Origin of the sequence: Methanolobus sp. (assembly GCF_016278385.1) — an archaeon.
GTDB lineage: Archaea > Halobacteriota > Methanosarcinia > Methanosarcinales > Methanosarcinaceae > Methanolobus.
Map to the genome: position 1 here is coordinate 126503 of NZ_JADQBY010000006.1, position 19234 is coordinate 145736.

15 protein-coding genes and 1 pseudogene are annotated in these 19234 nt (G+C 38.0%); 11 read left to right on the forward strand and 5 right to left on the reverse strand.

Annotated features, from left to right (window positions below):
* Nucleotides 1–11: 11 nt before the first annotated feature.
* The 4 genes and pseudogenes from QZZ23_RS03435 to QZZ23_RS03450 all read left to right on the forward strand — a co-directional run bounded on the left by QZZ23_RS03435 (nt 12) and on the right by QZZ23_RS03450 (nt 3074).
* The gene (locus QZZ23_RS03435; RefSeq protein ID WP_292466850.1) at nt 12–503 is read left to right on the forward strand and encodes a chemotaxis protein CheW; all 492 of its coding nucleotides are present in this window, start codon (nt 12–14) and stop codon (nt 501–503) included.
* 317 nt (nt 504–820) lie between these two features.
* Nucleotides 821–1420: pseudogene (locus QZZ23_RS03440) on the forward strand (CheR family methyltransferase).
* A 16-nt stretch (nt 1421–1436) separates the two neighbouring features.
* Entirely contained in the window at nt 1437–1652 is a 216-nt protein-coding gene (locus QZZ23_RS03445; RefSeq protein ID WP_292466852.1) for a hypothetical protein, read from the forward strand.
* A gap of 165 nt (nt 1653–1817) precedes the next feature.
* Nucleotides 1818–3074 carry a CYTH domain-containing protein gene (locus QZZ23_RS03450; RefSeq protein ID WP_292466854.1) on the forward strand — a complete coding sequence of 419 codons (1257 nt, stop codon included), beginning with the start codon at nt 1818–1820 and terminating at the stop codon, nt 3072–3074.
* Nucleotides 3075–3264: 190 nt separating this feature from the next.
* Here QZZ23_RS03450 and QZZ23_RS03455 read toward each other — a convergent pair whose 3' ends face one another.
* From QZZ23_RS03455 to QZZ23_RS03465, 3 genes are all read right to left on the reverse strand, one after another.
* The gene (locus tag QZZ23_RS03455; RefSeq protein WP_292466856.1) at nt 3265–4077 is read right to left on the reverse strand and encodes a hypothetical protein; all 813 of its coding nucleotides are present in this window, start codon (nt 4075–4077) and stop codon (nt 3265–3267) included.
* 448 nt (nt 4078–4525) lie between these two features.
* Nucleotides 4526–6028: a polyphosphate:AMP phosphotransferase gene (gene pap, locus QZZ23_RS03460; RefSeq protein ID WP_292466858.1), complete on the reverse strand. Its 1503-nt coding sequence runs from the start codon at nt 6026–6028 to the stop codon at nt 4526–4528.
* Between the two features lie 56 nt (nt 6029–6084).
* A complete protein-coding gene (locus QZZ23_RS03465) occupies nt 6085–7380 on the reverse strand; it encodes an MgtC/SapB family protein (protein ID WP_292466860.1) in 1296 nt (431 codons plus the stop codon).
* A gap of 136 nt (nt 7381–7516) precedes the next feature.
* Between QZZ23_RS03465 and QZZ23_RS03470 the strand changes: the two genes are divergently transcribed.
* From QZZ23_RS03470 to QZZ23_RS03495, 6 genes are all read left to right on the forward strand, one after another.
* Nucleotides 7517–7861: a 4Fe-4S binding protein gene (locus QZZ23_RS03470; protein ID WP_292466861.1), complete on the forward strand. Its 345-nt coding sequence runs from the start codon at nt 7517–7519 to the stop codon at nt 7859–7861.
* 39 nt (nt 7862–7900) lie between these two features.
* Nucleotides 7901–9793 carry a CHAD domain-containing protein gene (locus tag QZZ23_RS03475; protein WP_292466863.1) on the forward strand — a complete coding sequence of 631 codons (1893 nt, stop codon included), beginning with the start codon at nt 7901–7903 and terminating at the stop codon, nt 9791–9793.
* Between the two features lie 149 nt (nt 9794–9942).
* Nucleotides 9943–12024, forward strand: a complete 2082-nt coding sequence (gene ppk1 / locus QZZ23_RS03480; protein ID WP_292466865.1) for a polyphosphate kinase 1 — start codon at nt 9943–9945, stop codon at nt 12022–12024.
* Entirely contained in the window at nt 12021–12911 is an 891-nt protein-coding gene (locus tag QZZ23_RS03485; protein ID WP_292466866.1) for an exopolyphosphatase, read from the forward strand. Before ppk1 ends, QZZ23_RS03485 begins: the two co-directional genes overlap by 4 nt.
* A gap of 198 nt (nt 12912–13109) precedes the next feature.
* Nucleotides 13110–14186 (forward strand): rod shape-determining protein, encoded by a 1077-nt coding sequence (locus tag QZZ23_RS03490; protein WP_292466868.1) that lies wholly within the window; start codon nt 13110–13112, stop codon nt 14184–14186.
* A complete protein-coding gene (locus QZZ23_RS03495) occupies nt 14186–15649 on the forward strand; it encodes a hypothetical protein (RefSeq protein WP_292466869.1) in 1464 nt (487 codons plus the stop codon). Before QZZ23_RS03490 ends, QZZ23_RS03495 begins: the two co-directional genes overlap by 1 nt.
* A gap of 97 nt (nt 15650–15746) precedes the next feature.
* Here the strand turns inward: QZZ23_RS03495 and pyrF are convergent, their stop codons facing one another.
* Together pyrF and QZZ23_RS03505 are read right to left on the reverse strand one after the other, a co-directional pair.
* Nucleotides 15747–16400, reverse strand: a complete 654-nt coding sequence (gene pyrF, locus QZZ23_RS03500; protein WP_292466871.1) for an orotidine-5'-phosphate decarboxylase — start codon at nt 16398–16400, stop codon at nt 15747–15749.
* A gap of 19 nt (nt 16401–16419) precedes the next feature.
* Nucleotides 16420–17373: a deoxyhypusine synthase gene (locus QZZ23_RS03505; RefSeq protein WP_292466873.1), complete on the reverse strand. Its 954-nt coding sequence runs from the start codon at nt 17371–17373 to the stop codon at nt 16420–16422.
* A gap of 112 nt (nt 17374–17485) precedes the next feature.
* On the opposite strand from QZZ23_RS03505, the gene QZZ23_RS03510 reads away from it, so the two are divergent.
* A complete protein-coding gene (locus tag QZZ23_RS03510) occupies nt 17486–18772 on the forward strand; it encodes a tyrosine-type recombinase/integrase (protein WP_292466875.1) in 1287 nt (428 codons plus the stop codon).
* Nucleotides 18773–19234 lie beyond the last annotated feature (462 nt).

The following is a 19234-nucleotide window of genomic DNA, read 5'->3' on the forward strand; positions in this document are numbered from 1 at the left end:
GATGATATAATATGAAAGATATTTCAATATCAGGAACAGGTCCTACTGATGAATTATTGCAAATGGTAGTCTTCCAGCTTGGAGGCGAGGAATTCGGAGTAGAGATCATGAAAGTCCAAGAGATTATAAGGATGCCTGAGATTACTCAGATTCCTCAATCTCCTGATTATGTAGAAGGTGTTATCAACCTTCGTGGCAGGATAATTGTGGTTATAGATCTTGATAAAAGGTTTAATCTTGTATCAAAGGAATTAGACGAGCATTCACGCATAATTGTCGTTGAGATCGGTGATAATGTTGTGGGTATGATCGTTGACTCCGTGAATGAAGTATTGAGGATACCTGCTTCAAACATTGATCCAGCACCTGAACTTGTCATGTCGAATGTAAGTAAGGATTATATCACAGGTGTAGGCAAACTGGATGATCGTCTCCTGATACTTCTTGATCTTGCAAGGGTATTGAATAAAAAGGAAGTTGAAGATATCGCAAGTCTTGCCTGATATTCAGGCAATCGATATTTTATTTTTATTTTTTCTGCCTGGTTTTATTTTTAGACTATGTAGAAATCATATTAAAATAAATATCAGTCAACGTAATTCCTCAAAAATGATTAATGTGTGGCAGCACATCCAAAATGATTGTTGAATTCTATAAACTCTTGGATATCTATGTTTTCGACAGAACCATTTTTTGTTTCTATTGCTTCTTTAAAGCAAAGATTAGTTTATATTTTGCAACGCGATATCTAACATTTGGATAACATATTTACTTTTAATTAATCTTAGTCAGAATTAATGTCTATTCAGGAGGGATATTAATAGCTTTCACTTACTTTTTCAGGGACCTGCAAACGCTGGAAATGATTCGAGATTATGTGATTCCGGAACTTAGGAGTCGCAGATATATACATATATGGGATGCTGGTTGTGCCATGGGTCCTGAACCTTATTCATTGGCAATGGTACTGCGGGAAAATATGGGCATGATCTTCAGGAATGTGAAGATACATGCAACAGATATAGACAATAGTAACCTTTTCGGAGATATTATCAAAAAAGGTGTATATCCATGAGAAATGGTACAGAGAATTCCGGAGCCAATATTCAATAAATACTTCTCACCTGCAAATGAACCTGACCACTTTATTATTTCTGATGAAATCAGAAAAAGTGTGGAGTTCACACGGCATAATCTTTTAGACTTAAAACCTATCAGGACTGGTCTTAATCTGATTCTTTGCAAAAATGTGCTTTTACATTTTAAGGAAGAAGAAAGGATAGAAGTCCTTCATATGTTCCATGACTCCATTGATAGAGGATATTTTGCAACTGAGCAAACCCAGAAGATACCACCAGAAATGCAGGATTGTTTTGAACCGGTAGTGGCAAATGCTCAACTATATCGGAAAGTTTCATGAATTAAATTAATAAAATATGGATGTTTTCACGATGCCATGTGCACTCTCACTTAACCTGCTACCACCTGTTCAGGGTTCTGAATACAGGTGGTTAAATAATGATCGGGCTGATATAAGGGTTGGAAAGGTTCGGGGCAAGGTAGACGGCAATATCCTGTTGATTTATTCAATAATAATCTTTCCTGAATATAAAGGAAATAATTATGCCAGGAAAACCATAAGAGGTTTTTAAGGGTGAATTCAGTAAGATTGTTGCAGACAGAGTACGACCAACAGCAGTAGGTTTCTGGGAAAAGATGGGTTTTTTGAACAATGGTGATGGTTCTTTTATATATCGGGAAAAAAGACGTTGTTCCTGAATCGAAAACTTTTAACTTAGAACACAGTATGTTTATTTATGGAAATTGAAGCTAAGTTCATTGTATCAGATCGGGATATTTTTGATAATCTCATGAATATTGATAATATTAACAGATTCGATGTCCAAGATGCTGTGGCAAAAGAATTCAAAGATACATATTTCGACACCGTGGATATGGCTATTTATGCTTCAGGCTTTTCATTTCGATGTAGGGAGAAGAAAGATAAGGTTGTTTATACTCTCAAGTCGTTAAAAAGTTCCAGTTCTCTTATTCATATGAGGGAAGAAACAGAATTTAGTATGTCTGAAAAACTTCCTGTAAAAGAATGGAATAATTATGTGCTTAAAAATCAGATATTGGGAATAATCGGTAAAGGTACTCTTCTTCCACTTTTTTCTGTTGAACACCAAAGGACCGACCTTCAGGTCTATGATGGGCAGAGGTATATTGCAGAATTGAGTTTTGACGATGTGATCATTGCTTGTGATAATAATAATAATAAGAGCTATCTTGAGCTTGAAGTGGAGCTTACAGGTGATGGCACAGAGGCTGATATTCATGAGATTGCAGCATTCTTTACCGATGAAATTCATCTTGTTGCAGGTAGCAGTTCCAAATTTGATAATGGTTTTGAACTTTACATGGAGAATATTAGAAAAGATGCTCTCAGTCTGGATTATGTGAATATTCCGGAAGCTGAACAGATATCATTCTCTCCTATAATGGATATGTTCGAGGAGTACAATGTAGAACTGGAGCATGCCCGTAAAGTTGCTGAGAATTCCCTTCAGCTTTTTGATGCCTTAAAGCCAATCCACAATTTAGATGATAGTCTACGCCATACATTAAGATTTGCTGCTCTTATACATGATATTGGTGTAATGACCGATATGAAGACCCACCATAAAGCAGGAAGGGATATTCTTATCACTTCATGTCCTGGGGAACTACCGTACCCTCTTTGCCTGTTCCTGCCCTGGACGACATTTCTTCATAAGAAAAGAATAGACAGGAACAAGCTACTGAAATTGTCCCAGAATAAGATATTTTCAAAAATTCCTTTGCAGATGCAGGACGATATTCTTAAAATGGCAGCTATCCTACGTATTGCAGATGCACTGGACCTTAGCAGAATGGACAGTAAAATAGTTGATATTGATCTAAAGAAAGAAGATATAGTCATAAAAGTGAAGGGCCCTGGGGCAGATATAGATACTGATAGGGCAGATACGAAAGCCGATATGTGGCGCTTGCTCTTTGAAAAGGATGTTTATTTCAGGGAAGACTATTGAAGTCTTCTCTGTTCCAGTTCCTCTTCTATGCGTTCGATTAAGAATACATTTATTAATTTTAACTGTTGAACTTGGGCTTAAGGACCACAATATTCAGATTTCCGTGATGGTCAATTCTCAAATTAATATGAACTGAATATTAAGAACTCTTACAGGACCAATATTCAATTTTTTAAATCTTAAGGAAATATCATTTATCTATTTCATTTATGAATGAAATAATTTGAGAGATGTTATCTTCATTATTTTTTGACATATTAAGTTCTAATACGGGAACACCTAAATCATGCATAAGTTTGGCTTTACGGGATACATTTACACATCCTTCTTTGCATAATTGTATCAGTTCATCTTCATTGAGGTTTAGTTCAAAGGATGTTATTTGTCCACTTGCCATTCTTTTTTGTCTTCGTAATATGTTTTCTTCTAAAGAAATATTACAATAAATAATCCCACTTGGGATTATTTTTTTCCTTTTTTCAGGACTTAACTTTAATAGTTTCTCATATGAACTGTCATTTACTATGCCAATGTTATTATGTATTATTCCATCTTCATAGATAATAGTCCCATCATAATTAAAAAAGTCTAAAAATGCTACATCTTTAATAAGAATTGATTCATAGTACCTGCAAAAATGTATCATATTATAAGGTTTAATATGTATTGTTTTTGTACTCCAGGAATCTAGCAGCAGCTCAAAGAGACATTTATAATCAGCAACACACGTTTCCAAAACAGCATCTGTATATTTATTTATTAATAATTGTTCCAACGTAGATGCTAAAAAATGTGGTTCTCTTTTACATAAATAATATGCATTATAGCCAATAAAAGGTACAACGCCATCTTTGATCAACGTATATTTTTGTTTCATTGCAATTTCAATTCTTGCTTTTTCAGGTGTAACCCATTCCTTAGTGTCATTTCCTTCTAACAACATCTGTTTGAACAAAGTCGTTTTACCTGCTGCTGATGTTCCTATTAATTCAATTTTTTTCATGAGGCACATCCATAAATAGGTTCTAAATATTTTGAGATATGAACTTGAAATTTTATTGCTTTGTAGCAACTATACTTATATATGCATAATATATATATACAATTGGTATTATATTTAATGATATTGCTCACATGAATTATCAGATAACTTCGGGGATTTCTACAGGGCTAAATTATTTTTCAAACATGAGATGAAACCCAATATTTTCTATGGTATCACGCAAATCCTCATATTATCACGGTTAAATTCAGCTTGTCGTGATGCAAAAGGGGTGAATTACAGGATTAATACTCAAAGCATCTTACAATATAATGTCTGTCGATGCTATGGCACACGCAAAATAAGGCAAAAGATGCATTTATGTAGCCGAAGTTGGCACAGCCATGGTAGACACAAAAGCAGACATGTGGGTCTTGCTCTTTGAACAAAATGTTTATTTCAGAGAAGACTATTGAAGTCCTCTCTGTTTTAAATCCTCTTCGACACGGTCGATGACGGTATGTAGTATCTTTATTCTTGCATAATACTTGTCATTTGATTCAACAATTGTCCAAGGTGCCCAGGAAGTGCTTGTCTTTTGAAGCATCTCATCTGCAGCACTAAGGTACAGGTTCCATTTTTCCCTGTTGCGCCAGTCATCTGATGTGATCTTCCACTTCTTATAGGGTGTGTTCTCACGCTGCTTGAACCTGTTAAGCTGTTCCTCTTTGTCAATATGTGTCCATAACTTGATGATTATGGTGCCGTAGTTCGCAAGTATTTCCTCAAACTCATTTATCTCCCTGTATGCACGCTTCCATTCGTGGGTATTACACAGGTTCTCCACCCTTTCCACAAGCACCCTGCCATACCAGCTTCTGTCATATATCCCGATGTGGCCTGCTTCGGGTATCTCATTATAGAACCTCCACAGATAATGGTGTGCCAGTTCATAATTTGAAGGCACTCCCGTAGGGGTCACACGATATAACCTGGGGTTCAGTTTCTGTGCAAGTCGTCTTATACTACCACCTTTTCCTGAAGCGTCCCAGCCTTCAAATACAATGATAAGGGGAATATGGTTTCTGAAAAGTTCATACTGGAGCTGTACTATCTTTTTCTGGCATGCCTTCTTTTCTTTTTTGTATTCTTTGTACGTGATACTTTTATCCAGATCTATCTTTTCAAGTATCGATGAATCTATGTTCGGGACGATGCAGTTATCAGCATGGTCAGTTTGAGTTGCTTCGGCACTGCTCTCAACTTCAACTATCTTATTCTCTATCGACTCTATGACCTTTGCAAGCACTTTTACAGTGGCAAAGTTCTTGTCCTCAGCTTCTACAATAGTCCAGGGTGCAGAGGCCCTGTCAGTCCTTTCAAGGATCCCTTCAATTACGGGCAGATGCCTGTCATAATCATTGAGATATTCCTGTTCCTCTTCCTCTACGATAAAAAGCGGCACATCATCCTTTTTCAGGTCACGGTATCTCTTTGCCTGTTCTTTTTTGCTGATGTGAAGGAAGAATTTGATGAGAAGGTATCCTTCATCTGTGAGCTGTCTTTCGAAATAGGTTATACCGTCAAGGCATTTCGGCATGTGTTTATCCACTTTTCCTTTCCCATAATGCTCTATGACTACTCTTCGATACCAGCTCCTGTCAAAGATAGTTATACTTCCTTTCTTCGGTATCTTTGTCCAGAAACGCCATAATAGTGGTTTTTGCTCTTCCTGATAACAGGGCTTTCCAGTTGTGTAAAGATCAAATCCCATTGGGTTGAGGGTCAAAAGGAATCTGTTGATTATCTCTGTCATACCGGATGCATGCCAACCTTCAAAGACTATGATGGTGGGTATGCCCATCTTCCATGCTTTTCTCTGTAGTTCTCCAATTCGTATCGTCAAATCTTCGATTATGCCATCATATTCTTTTTTGCTGAGACTTTTTGAAAGATCTACATTTTCAAGCATATATTATCCTTAAAAAATAGTCCGTCTCTATATATATAGTTATATAGATTCTCTTATTAACTAAGATATGTCCGTATGTAAAAGCTCCAAAGTATTAGTGTAAGAGTTCCTGATATTGCAATGGCAATGAATGAAAATAAGGTTGTTTTGAATAATTCCGGTGAGCCGCTCATTTTGATATAGAATGGTTTGCTGAGGGTGCTGATTATTACGGAAAGTATTGCAGTTTCAGCGGCCGTCTGCGCAGAAAGCTTTCCTGTAAATACCAGTGCAGCCACGGATGCAGTAACAGCAGAACTGCTGACAATTCCACCAAGCGCAGTTGCATAGATTCCTGCAGAACCTCCATATTCATTTGCATAGTTGGCAATTATAAGAAGTAATGTGAAAACAGCCCCGAATTTAAAAGCAGGTCCAAGGGCAAATGGGGACCCAATGTCAATGCTTTCCTCCAGATTCAATGTGTTTCTCCATTTCTTAATTACAAATAGCAGAGCGACGATTCCCATTATTATGAAAGGAGGAGCCATCATTGATGCTGTCTTCGCGCTGGGGTCTGCTATCAATGCAATAATAACGTTACTTATTACCTTGGATACGATTGTAAGCATTGCACCGATGTGAATAGAGTCCTTGAGTATTGGCCTTTGTTTGGATATTCCCGAAAGGGCGACGATGGTGGCCTCAGTGCTTATGAATCCTCCAAAAAAGCCTGAATAGGGGATTCCACCTTTTGCCCCCATCTTCTTCAGGAGTAGATAACTGACAAAACTAATTAATGAAACCAGTACTACAATAAGTATCGATGATTTGAGTCTGATTATCCCAAAAATGGGTTCTTCCGGTACTATTGGATAAAGTACGAAGGCAACTGCCAGAAATTTAATAGCGCTGTTTATGTCACCTTCCGAGAGATGCTCTGCAAATGAATGCAGGGGCTTTTTCTCTATAAGGATGAAGGTTAGTATAAGGGCTGTAACTATTGCTACCAGATATAGTCCCTGGGCAACGACTATTCCTAAAAGGTATGTACAGAAGAGTGCAATTGCAGTAGTAAGTCCTGATTTTCCTTTGAGTATGTTGACGACATATATGAGGGTGGCTGAAGAAAAAACGGCAAGCAGAGTTGTCACAACAAGTATCCATACACCGATATAATCGACAAGTAACGTGGCAATAGTGCCTGTTATGCAGGTAATGGCAAAGGTTCTGACTCCTGCGAATATCTTTTTATCTGCACGCCAGTGTTCCCTTTCAATACCGATGAGTATTCCTATCATCAGTGAAAGTATTATCTTCTCCAGAAAAACGAATGATAAAGGGTCGATACCCCACTGGATAGACTGGATCATAGCAATCTCTCTTTGAGCAAATGAATATTGAATCTGGTCATCATAAGTTTTTACACGACAGTACCTATAGTATATTCTTATTCACTGTATATACTTTTATACCTGCTTAACCAACTAGTAATAAGGATTGGGTAATATGCCATTGGTCAACAAAAAGAAATGTATATCATGCAAAAAGTGCGTAAAGAAGTGTCCTGTAGATGCTATAGATATGGTAAAAGGGAAAGCTCTTATTGTTGATGAAAAATGTATCAACTGTGGGAAATGCATAAAGATCTGTCCGGTTAAAGCAATTCTTAAGGACAGGGAAATCGTCAAATTCAAGGTCCGGTCAAACCTAAAGGCAGTAAAAGACTCCCTTTCTGAAAATAAAAGTAAAAAAGCAAAAAACCGCCTCGTAAAAAATCAGATAAGGCAACTGAAAATAGAGCAACAGATTCTCAGGGAAACTATGAAAGGCCTGAAGCACATAAAATTATAATTTGCTAGTGAACAATGTGATATTGTGAGAGGGAGATCGTTGTCGTCGAACGTGTTTGTTAAGAAATATTCCTTATTTGCATCTTTGGGCTTTTTGGCAGGTCTGGTATTTTGTATGACAGCCCTGCTCTTTGCCATGGTAAGCAGGCTTAGTCGCAGTTCAGGTTCAGAGGTCATAATGACAGTATGTTTCCTTCTTGGCGCAGGTATTTTGTTGATTCTTGCAGGCATCAATATTGCGGGGATGCGCCAGGGTCTCTCACGCAGCTATTCGTTCATAGCAGGTCTGTTTCTATCTGTAACAGGGCTTCTTATTTTCGTAGTTTCATTTCCTGACAACTGGTTATATCCAAGGGTGTCTTATGTGATAGTGTTTTATTCACTGGGGATTTTCCTGCTATTGATCAACATTTTCGTCAATTATTTCCTGCAGACACTTTCAGGTTCAGGGGAACAGGGGACTGCAGATGAACAAAGTGCTGTTAGTGACGATATACCTGACAGATACAATGACCGGTCAATGCTTGCAACTTTCGCAGGTATTATGATGACCAATATAACGCCCGGCTTCTACGAACCTTCTTTCCTTACAGACACCAATGACATCGATACTACATACTTTTTAAATGTGGACTCTCCTGAAAAAGAAGATAATGAGGAACAAGTAATGGAGATAAATGAGCAAAGCAATGCACCTATTACATTACAGAACGAAGCTACAGGGCCAGATGTAGCTCATGATGATGATAGTTCTATTGATCAAGTGGCTCCGGAAACCACACAATTAACTGGGATAACAGAGGTTTCGGGATCAGGGGGTTCTGAAATATCAGATGAGATTTCGGATGAGGTTTCTGACACTACATCAGTTTCTTCCATGGAGGGTCAGGAAGTATCTATTACATCAGTTCCTGTCCTTCCGTTCTCAGAATTCCGGTCGATGAAAAAGACCGATATAAAGGCAACAGACACCATGCGTGAAGCTGCACGCAAGATTTTGATGCTCCATTTTGGAGTAATGGTCGAGCATGAAAGAGGTACTAAGGTAGGAAGAGATATCGAAGAATTGCATGATATGAGGGTTGCTGCAATGCGCATGCGTTCGATTATCGAGGTCCTGGGGGACTATCTTGACATGAAGAAGATATATCCTCATAACAGGAACATCAAAAGAACAAGAAAGGTGCTTGGCTCTGTACGCGATCTGGATGTTTTCCTTGAGGTGATCGATCATTATCTTGAGGACAAGCCACCTGAGGCCATAATTGGGATGGATCCACTTACTGATGCGCTTATGATAGAAAGGGCGAAACAGCGTGGGAATATGCTTGTCTATCTGGATGATGTTGAGTATAACAAGTTCAAAAATAAGTTTGCCAATTATCTGCTAAGCAAGAAGTTGTGGAAGATGAAGGCCGTAAAGAAGGACGGAGAACCTATTCCATGCAGGGTTGTGGACATGTTACCTGTTCTGCTATACACACAGTTCGCAACTGTCAGGTCATATGCCGAGTTTGTTGAAAATGAGGCAATGGATCCTTATCTTGAGAAATATCACCAACTGAGGATAGACGTGAAGGTATTGCGATATACACTTGAGTTCTTCAAAGAGATACTTGGTTCAGAGTCCAAAGACCTGATAAGGGACCTGAAGGCACTTCAGGATAATCTGGGAGATATGCATGATGCAGTTGTAGCTCTTGAACTTCTTGAGAACTTTGAGAAATATGGCAGATGGGGTGAAGCAGATAAGAAGCAGGTTGCCAGTTCTACGGAACTCAGGAATTATCCGGTGGTTGATGGATATATCGACTACAGGAAGCAGGAACTTCAGAACCTTGTAGACTGCTTCCCTGATGTATGGTCAAAGGTTATCGATCCTGAATTCAGTGTGAGGTTTTCGCAGGCAATATCAGGTATTTACCAATCTTGAAAACGATGTTTTTTGACTTGTATTGACCGCATGTGAATATATTGTACTATATGTAACTATATATGAATCTGTATGAAGTATTAAATAACAGGACTGCTGTACTTATGTTAAAATACGACAGCATTTTAATGTATTTAAAGTCACGAAAAATGAGTTTTATGTCTGATGAAGTGAAGAATTATATTAACAGGGAGATAAGCTGGCTTTCATTCAATGAAAGAGTACTCCAGGAAGCAAAAGACCCAAAGGTTCCATTACTTGAACGTCTGAAGTTCCTTGGTATATTCTCTTCGAACCTTGATGAGTTTTTCAGTGTGAGGGTTGGCACATTACAGCGCATGATAGATGCTGGTTTCAAGTCGAAGGTTATGGTAAGTGATTCTCCAAAAAAAGTCATGAAACAGGTGTATGATAAAGTTCTGGAGCTTCGAGATGAGTTTGACAAAATATTTGTTGAACTTACAAAAGAGCTTGAAAAGCATAACATTTTCATTGTTGATGAAACACAGCTTGATAAAGCTCAAAAAGCTTTCCTTAAGGTCTATTTCCAGGAAAAGGTACGACCACGTCTTATTCCTGTCATGCTGAAAGATATTCAATCTTTTCCATATTTAAAGAATCAGTTCATTTATCTGCTCATTGATGTCAGGAAAAAATGGGACCCAAATGGTTCAAAATTTGCTTTGATCGAAGTTCCTGCGGATGTGCTTCCTCGCTATATCCTGCTCCCACATTCTAGCGAGAAGAAATGTGTTATCATGCTTGATGACGTTATCCGCTTTGGTCTTGATGATATCTTCTCCACCTTTGAATACGATTCAATAGGTGCATATACCATCAAACTTACCAGGGATGCTGAGCTGGATATTGTTGATGATGTAACAAAAAGTTTCTTCGAAAAAGTATCTGATAGCCTTGAGGATAGAAAAAAAGGCCAGCCAGTTCGTTTTGTTTATGACAGGGACATGCCTTACTATCTATTGGATTTCACACTTAAAAGACTAAAACTCCAAAAATTCGAAAATCTGGTGCCAGGTGGAAAATATCATAATGCAAAGGATTTCATGGATTTTCCTAAAGTTGGTCCTGACTCCTTTTTCTATGAAAAAAAACACCCACTCCCTCAAAAACACCTTCTACAACTTAAAAGCATATTTGCTGCTCTAAGGGGAAAAGACATTCTACTTCATTATCCTTATCAGTCGTTCGATTATTTTATTGACTTTCTAAGAGAGGCAGCAATCGATCCTGATGTATCAAGCATAAAGATCACTCTTTACAGGGTTGCTCGCAATTCGAATGTTATCAATGCACTCATTAATGCGATAAAGAATGGGAAAAGCGTCACAGTTGTCATTGAACTTCAGGCGAGATTTGATGAGGAATCTAATATCTACTGGACCCAGAAACTTGAAGATGCAGGCGCAAAGATCATTGATGGTGTGCATGGTTTGAAAGTCCATTCAAAACTCTGTCATATTACAAGGAACGAGGGGAAAAATACTGTTCATTATTCATGCATCGGAACAGGTAATTTCAATGAATCCACTGCAAAGCTCTATTGTGATCATATGCTTATGACATCAAATCCTGATCTGACGTTTGAAGTGGAAAAGGTATTTGATTTTTTCGTTCATAACTATAAAGTCTATGATTACAAGCATCTCATAGTTGCTCCTCTGCAAATGCGCAATAACTTCAAGAAACACATTGAAAATGAAATAGAGAATGCGGAAGCGGGGAAGCCGGCATACATTCATGCGAAGATGAATAGTCTTGTGGACAGTGATATGATCAATGCACTTTATGATGCCAGCAAGGCGGGGGTCCGGATTAAGCTGGTTATCAGGGGTATCTGTTCACTGGTTCCGGGTGTCGGTGGATTCAGTGAGAATATCGAGGTCATCAGTATCGTTGATAAATATCTCGAACATTCCCGTATTTTTATTTTCTGTAATAATGAAGATGAAAGATATTTCATTTCATCAGCTGACTGGATGGTAAGGAATCTTGACAGACGTGTGGAAGTTGCAACACCCATTTATGATCCTTCTCTTCAAGAAGAATTAAGGGAATACATGAATTTACAATTCCTGGATAATACCAAGGCAAGGATAATCAATGTGCACCAGGATAATAAATACAGAACAGGTGGGGACAGTCCACATCAGGCTCAGGATGATATTTATGATTTCCTTAAAAAACGAGTGGAACATGAGGATGTCTTATGAAATTTGCTGCAATTGATGTTGGTTCCAATGCCGTGAGGTTACTTCTTTCAAGAGTTGACTATGGTGGGGTGGAACCTATCTATGAAAAGATAACTCTTGTTCGTATGCCAATTCGACTTGGTGAGGATGCGTTTGTTCATAATAATATATCTCAGGAAAAGGTTTCCCGTCTTGTAAGTACGATGATCGCATTCAAGCATCTTATGGATGCTTATGAACCAATTGATTTTATGGCATGTGCAACTTCAGCAATGCGAGAAGCTGACAACAGCGATGAGATTGTTTCCATAATCAAGAAAAAGAGTGGTATTGACCTTAAGGTCATAAGTGGAAGGAAGGAAGCAAAGATCATCTATTCCAATCGTATAGAAAAGATAGTTGGGAGTAGTGATTCCACTTATCTTCATATTGATGTGGGTGGTGGCAGCACGGAAGTAATCCTATTTAAAGGGGATGAAGTCTTTGCTTACAGGTCATTCAATATAGGAACAATTCGTATTCTTGAAGGCATCGTGACAAAAGAAGACTGGAATGAGATGAAGCAATGGGTAAAAAAGATCACCAGAAAGCATAAACCAGACAATGCTATCGGTAGCGGTGGCAATATAAATAAGCTCTTCCGTATGTCTGGCAGGAAGGATGGTACTCTTCTGCAGGATACGGATATCAGAAGCCTCAATACCTATCTCAAGGGCTTCACACTGGAACAGCGTATAACTAAACTGGGTCTGCGTCCGGACCGGGCTGATGTTATAGTGCCTGCTTCTAAAATATATTACTCAGTTATGAAGTGGGGTAATGTGACTCATATGCACGTTCCTCAGTTGGGTCTTGCAGAAGGTATCATACATGTTTTGTACAAAAAGCATAAAGATAATTATATCTAATATCTCTTTATAAAATATAACTTTATGTACATGAGTACATTTGCTCATTAATAGGCTATTGCATCCTTTTTTAGAATTATGGTCAATTTGTTTCTGTCAATTTATAGCCATAATCGTGAATCTTATGTTCATAATATATAAATACTGATTTAATAGAACACTTCATATTCAATAAAAAAGGATCCCATTATATACATATTGCAATTCGATGTGGGTCTTAAAAACGATAGTGATTACATGGATAAGTTCACCACAAATGATGATTTTCTGTATCTTGGAATTGATGCAGGAATGTTTAAAACATCTGTTTGCACAAGTGATGGGAATAAAATCTCTGAGCGAACTGTTGTAGCTCTTCTGAATGATGATAGTGACAGTTCTACAGAAAAAGTGCTATTTGGTGAAGATGCGCTGGAATCACAGGTTGACAACATCAGAGAAATCCTGAATATTGAATTAAAAACTGAAGAAGATGTTATTGCCTGCGGGAAATATTTGAAAAACATTCTTGAAAAACATGATGTCAATATGAGCAGAGTGAATACATATGCAATTCTAGGTGTGCCTTCAAATGCACAAAAGGCATACAAAAAGAAACTTCTGGAACTTTCCAGGGAGATTTTTTCAGGTGCAATGCTTGTAGATGGTATTTTTTGCATGGCCTATAGGTATGATTTTCTTGATAATTCTGTGTTAGTAGATATTGGTTGTAACAAAACAAATATTTGTATCATTAGTGGCGATGTTCCTCAGGAAACAGATTGTTTAAGTCTTCCATGTGCCGGAAAGGACATTGATATGGAAATAGTTAAACTTATCAATGAAAGATGGCCAGATTCAAATGTAACAGAAGAACTTGCAAGGGAGTGGAAGGAAAAATACGGACATCTGGGTCCTAGTTCCGATCCATGTATTGTTACTGTTCCTCTTGAAAGTGGAGATATTGAGGAATCAATAGCTGAGGAGGTACAAATTGCATGTGAATTTGTGGTTACTGACATAGTCTCAGGAATTACTCGGATATTATCTGATGTTGATCCTGGTATACGTGAATCCTTAAGGAATAATATTCATATTTTTGGTGGTACAAGTAAGCTGCTCGACATTGGTACTTTTATTGAAGGTGAGCTTAAAGAGCTTGGTGGAGGGGATGTATTCCTTGACCTGGACTCTGTTTACGGTATATCTGAAGGTGCATTGGAACTTGCCCGGAATATGCCAATGGAATTCTGGAAACAACCGGTTGTCGGAAAACAGGATGAGGAGTTGATTTAATGAGTTCATTGAATTTGTCTGGTGAAAATAAAAAGGCTGAAAAATCATCTAAGGTTTTTACTCCTAATATTTATCGAAAACCCATCGTAAAAGATGAAAAAGAAAATGAAGCAAAACATGAAGCTTCTACTATATCTCTTATGAACTACGTACCAGGAAACAATCAGAATATTGTTTCGGAGAATAAGATCCCTGCTTCCAGTACACCAAGGTTTGATGTAGATGGTTTTATTCAGAAAGAGGCCCAGCTTCTTGAAATAAGGTCGCGGTATGAATCTGATATCCTTGAATATGAGGAAAAGCAAAAAGAGCTTGATGAACTCCAAAGTAAATTTGAAGAACAGGAAAAAGCTCTCAACATAAAATGTGCTATTCTTAAGTCTGCCACGGAAAGAGCTAAAAAAGCCATACCCAAAGAGCAGACAGAGAAACTTGAAAAGGAAATATCTGCATTCGAGCAAAAGCGTTCTGAGTTCGAGATTCAGGTAAAGGAATTTGAAAGTTCCCGCCTTGATTATGAAAAGAAGTTCGATGAATATAATGCCAGGATGGAAGAACTATCCTCCCTCAGATCGACTTACGAAACAGAGTTTGAGCAGTATACTCAAAAGAAGTCTGAACTTGATGAAAAATGCAGGTATATGGAAGAGAAACTTTCAACCGGTGAGGAATTATCAATAGAATTGGCAGAAGCTACTTGTCCTGCAGCTATTGAAATTATTAAGTCCGGTTATTACGCTGAATTAAAAGAGCTCAATCGCAAACGTGCTGATATTGAGACACTCAAAACTGAACTTCATGATGAAGAATCACTACTTGTGGAAAAGCGCTCTTCGATCGAAAAGATAAAGGAACATATTCATACAGAACTTATCGAACTTGGTCCTAAAGCAAAGGAACTGGAAACTTCCATAGCTGTCTATGAAGAAAGAGTAAAAGCTCATGAGGAGAAGGAGTTTGTTTTCCTGGAAAAGATAAAGGCTCTTGATGAGAAGAAAACTGAACTTAAGGCAGAACGTGAAGAACTCAGACTCAAACATGAAGAGAATATAAAAGTTTACGAGGAAAAAGAACTTGGTTTCCATGAAGATATGAAAGCTCTGGAAGCGAGAAAATCTGAACTTGAAGTTGAAAATGATACTATCATGCAAAAGCGTGAAGAAAACTCCAGATTTGCAGAGGAGATGGAGAAAGCTTTTGTGGAGATGGAAATCAGAAGAAAAGAGCTTGGTGAAATGGTTGAGAAAACCAACAGGGAAATTGGTATCAATGTCACAATTCATCGTCAGGACCTTGATATCAAAAAGCTCAATAATAAACTGGAACAGCAGACAATTTATATACAAAGCCTTGAAACTTCAGTTTCAGACTTGAAAAGAAGTCTTGAAGAAGCAAGGTCTGATGTTAAAAAGAATGAGGTATTCTCCAATATTCTCAAACAGAATATGGAATTAATAGGCTAGGGTTCAATTAGATGATACATGTGCCTCAGTACTCATAGGGTTCATCATGAATCAGATGTGTTTTATCATCATCGGCACATAGATCATAATCTCAAAATCAGATTACTTCTTTTATCTCATCAACTATTTTTTTGGCAGCCATGTCCGGTTCATCTGACTGGTAAATGCTCCTGCCAACGATTACCCAATCAGCACCAGCTTTTATGACATCGGAAGCTGTTCCTCCCTGTGCACCCACGCCAGGCGATATAATGGAGAGTTCGTTTCCTATTATTTTCCTTATCTCTGTAACACGCTCAGGTCGGGTTGCCGGTGCGACTACACCGGTTACTTTTGCATCTGCTGCCATCTTTGCAATGCCTTCGCCAGCCTGCTGCATGAAATCAAGAGCACCTGGATGGCTCATTTCGGTTACTACGTAGATATCCTTGTCCTTCTCCTTTGCAAGTTTCACAGCAGCTTCAAGACTGTCATGTCCTGTGAATCCCTGGACGATAACGCCATCGGCACCTGCCTTGAAAACCTGCTCACATATCAGGCGGTTTGTATTTGGTATGTCAGCAACCTTGAAATCTGCAATGATTGGTGCGTATTTTGAAAGCTGGTCTATTATGTCCATTCCTGTTGCAAGGACCAGAGGGTAGCCTATTTTAATGGCATCGACATATCCGGCAACCTGTTTGGATATTTTGATGGCTTCGTTCCTGTTTGTAACATCAAGTGCGAGTATAAGTCCTGTCTTTCTTTCCATGTAACTGCTCCTGCATAATTTACATCTTGGCAAGCCTGCTTCTTGCTGCCGCTACCATTATCGGGAGTGTGATGGTTGCATCCGAGTGGACTGTTACAGAGCGTGCAGTCTCGCTGACCTTACCCCATGAACGTGCTTCGTCAAGGGTTGCACCGCTAAGTCCTCCTGTCTCCGGGGTGTCCATTGTGAGCTGTATGGCATACTCGAATTCCTGATGGGTTATGAGCATGGACTGGAATATGTAATTCTTCGGGACACCGCCACCGATAAGTACGGCACCCGGGTCCTTTGCCTCGTAGCAGATGTCGATTATCTCTTTCATATCTGCAAAAGCATCCACGTTAAGTGGTTTTGACTGCTTGAAGAGCCATGCCTGAAGTCCTATCATTGAATCCTGTATGGCAGGACAATAAACAGGAACGTTCATGTCAGCTGCAGCTCTTAAGATCGAGTTCTTGTCATCGATGTTGTTCCCCAGGTGTGTCATGAACTCCCTGATGGAGATGGTATCAGGACCTATATCCGAAAGAATTGCCTTCAATTTCTCTTCAAAATCAACAAAATAAGGCTCTGGCAGGTAGACATCGTATATCCTGTTTATCTCATCGTGTTTCAGTTCGATGTCATCACATTCAGCACATCCCTTGTAGTGATGCAGTCCCATTGATTCCACGATCTCATGCACCATGTTGGCACCTGTGGTGACAAGCACATCGATGTAACCGTCCTTTATAAGGTCTGTAACTATGTCCCTCATTCCCGCAGGCACCATTGCTCCTGCCAGCCCGAAGAAACTGGTGGATTCATTTGCAAGCATCTCGGTGTAGATGTCAACAGCATCTGCTAATTTTCCTGCACCAAAAGCACAGCCATCAAGAGCATGTACAAGTTCGTCAACGCTCATATTTTCGGTGATCTTCGCATGCCTTATGGGATTCTGAAGTTTTTCTTTTTTTGAATGACAATGTTCCATTTGAAAGCCTCGTATACGCTGATTTACAACAACAATGTTCATTATTGTTACGGTATATAGCAACCTTAATACAATTGAATTATATTAAATAAAGATATATGGAAGTAGTATCATGGACTATGAGTATAGAGCAGAAGTGTTATTAGAGTTACGGAGTGAAAACACACCACCTAAAAATAAGACCGATGACAGAAAAATGACATCTGCGCAACTTGAAATACTGCGACAATACTATTTTTACAGGAAAAATATAAAGAAATTTTCCGTTAAAACATTGTATAATGATGTCATTGAGTTAAGAAGGTTGGCGGTATTTAATGGAAAACCGTTTGATGAAATGACTAAAAGAGATATACAAAGTTATGTAGCAAGTAGAAATAATCTCAAGGCACTGACCGTAAATTCAATACTATCGGTTATTTTAACTTTTTTCAAGTATCTCTATGATACCGATGAAAAACCGGATTGTGTCAAGTGGATTACATTTAACAGAGTACAGGAAGAAATCAAACCTGATGATGTATTGACAACACAAGAAATTGATAGTATGATTGCACATTGCAAAAATGACCGTGATAAAACAATAATTGCAATGTTATATGACACAGGGTGCAGGATTGGAGAGTTAATAGAACATTCTCATTTTGGAGATATTAAACAAGATAAAAGAGGATATTATATTAGAGTGAATGGAAAAACAGGTGAAAGGAGAATCAGGTTAAAGGATTCAATACCATATGTCATTAATTACATCAATAATCATCCGACTAAAAATCCTGAATCCCCTTTATTTATGACTCATAATGGTAGAATCTCAAATAAGCATGTATCAACGATAATCATACAAGTAGCAAAAAAAACAGGTATTGAAAAGAGAGTACATCCACATTTATTACGCCATAGTAAAGTAACTCATATATCACCACTTCTATCTGACCAGATTCTAAAAAAACAATTCGGTTGGACTAAATCAAGTCGAATGGTCGAAAAATATGTACATATATCAGAAGAAGCACATGACCTTGAAATATGTAAAGCATATGGAATTGATGTACCATCCGAAGAAATAGAAAAACATGAACTTGCAACAATCAATTGTAGTGTATGTGGTATTATTAATCCATTTTCAAATCATGTTTGTTTCAATTGCAGACGTGAGTTGCATGTTGATGAACAACAGCAATACGTTGAAGAAGATTACGAAGGCAAGATGATAGAAATTATGCAGAAATGGTTGGAAGAAGGTAAATTTGGGTTAGTAGAGAAAATGGCAAATCGAAAGAAGATGAAACAATTAGATGATGAACCAGATACATCATGGATGGATGATATTGAGATTCCTGCAATTGATGATGAAGAGAAGAATCAAATTAAAAATGAAATTAAAGATGATGTATAGGGTCACAGGAAAGCCACTCTAGCAGGAAGAAAGGGAAATAGAGACAAAAGCGAATGACCATCTTGAAAAGGCAAAATAAGCAGGATTGACGGGGGTTCATGGTTGAAAGCACATCAATACATCTTTCACCTTCTTAGCTTCTTACATTCAATTTATGAACGAATTAAAATGTACATAAGTATCATTTTCAATCACAATTCAATCTGCAAAGAAACTTATCCATTTACTTAACTGTAAAGAATCTCCCATTAATTTTACTGTAAAGCATTTTTTCAACCTTTTTTCATTCCAATGGAAAAAAAGTATAGGGCATATGGGATATTCTTTACACTTCTCATTAGTTGATGTTAAAATTGTATCTCATCAATTCAACCTTTGAGGAACCCCATATATTCACTTCATTGCTTTGATGCATACAGGATACATAGATGCCACACTACAAGTTTCAATCTTATCAAATGC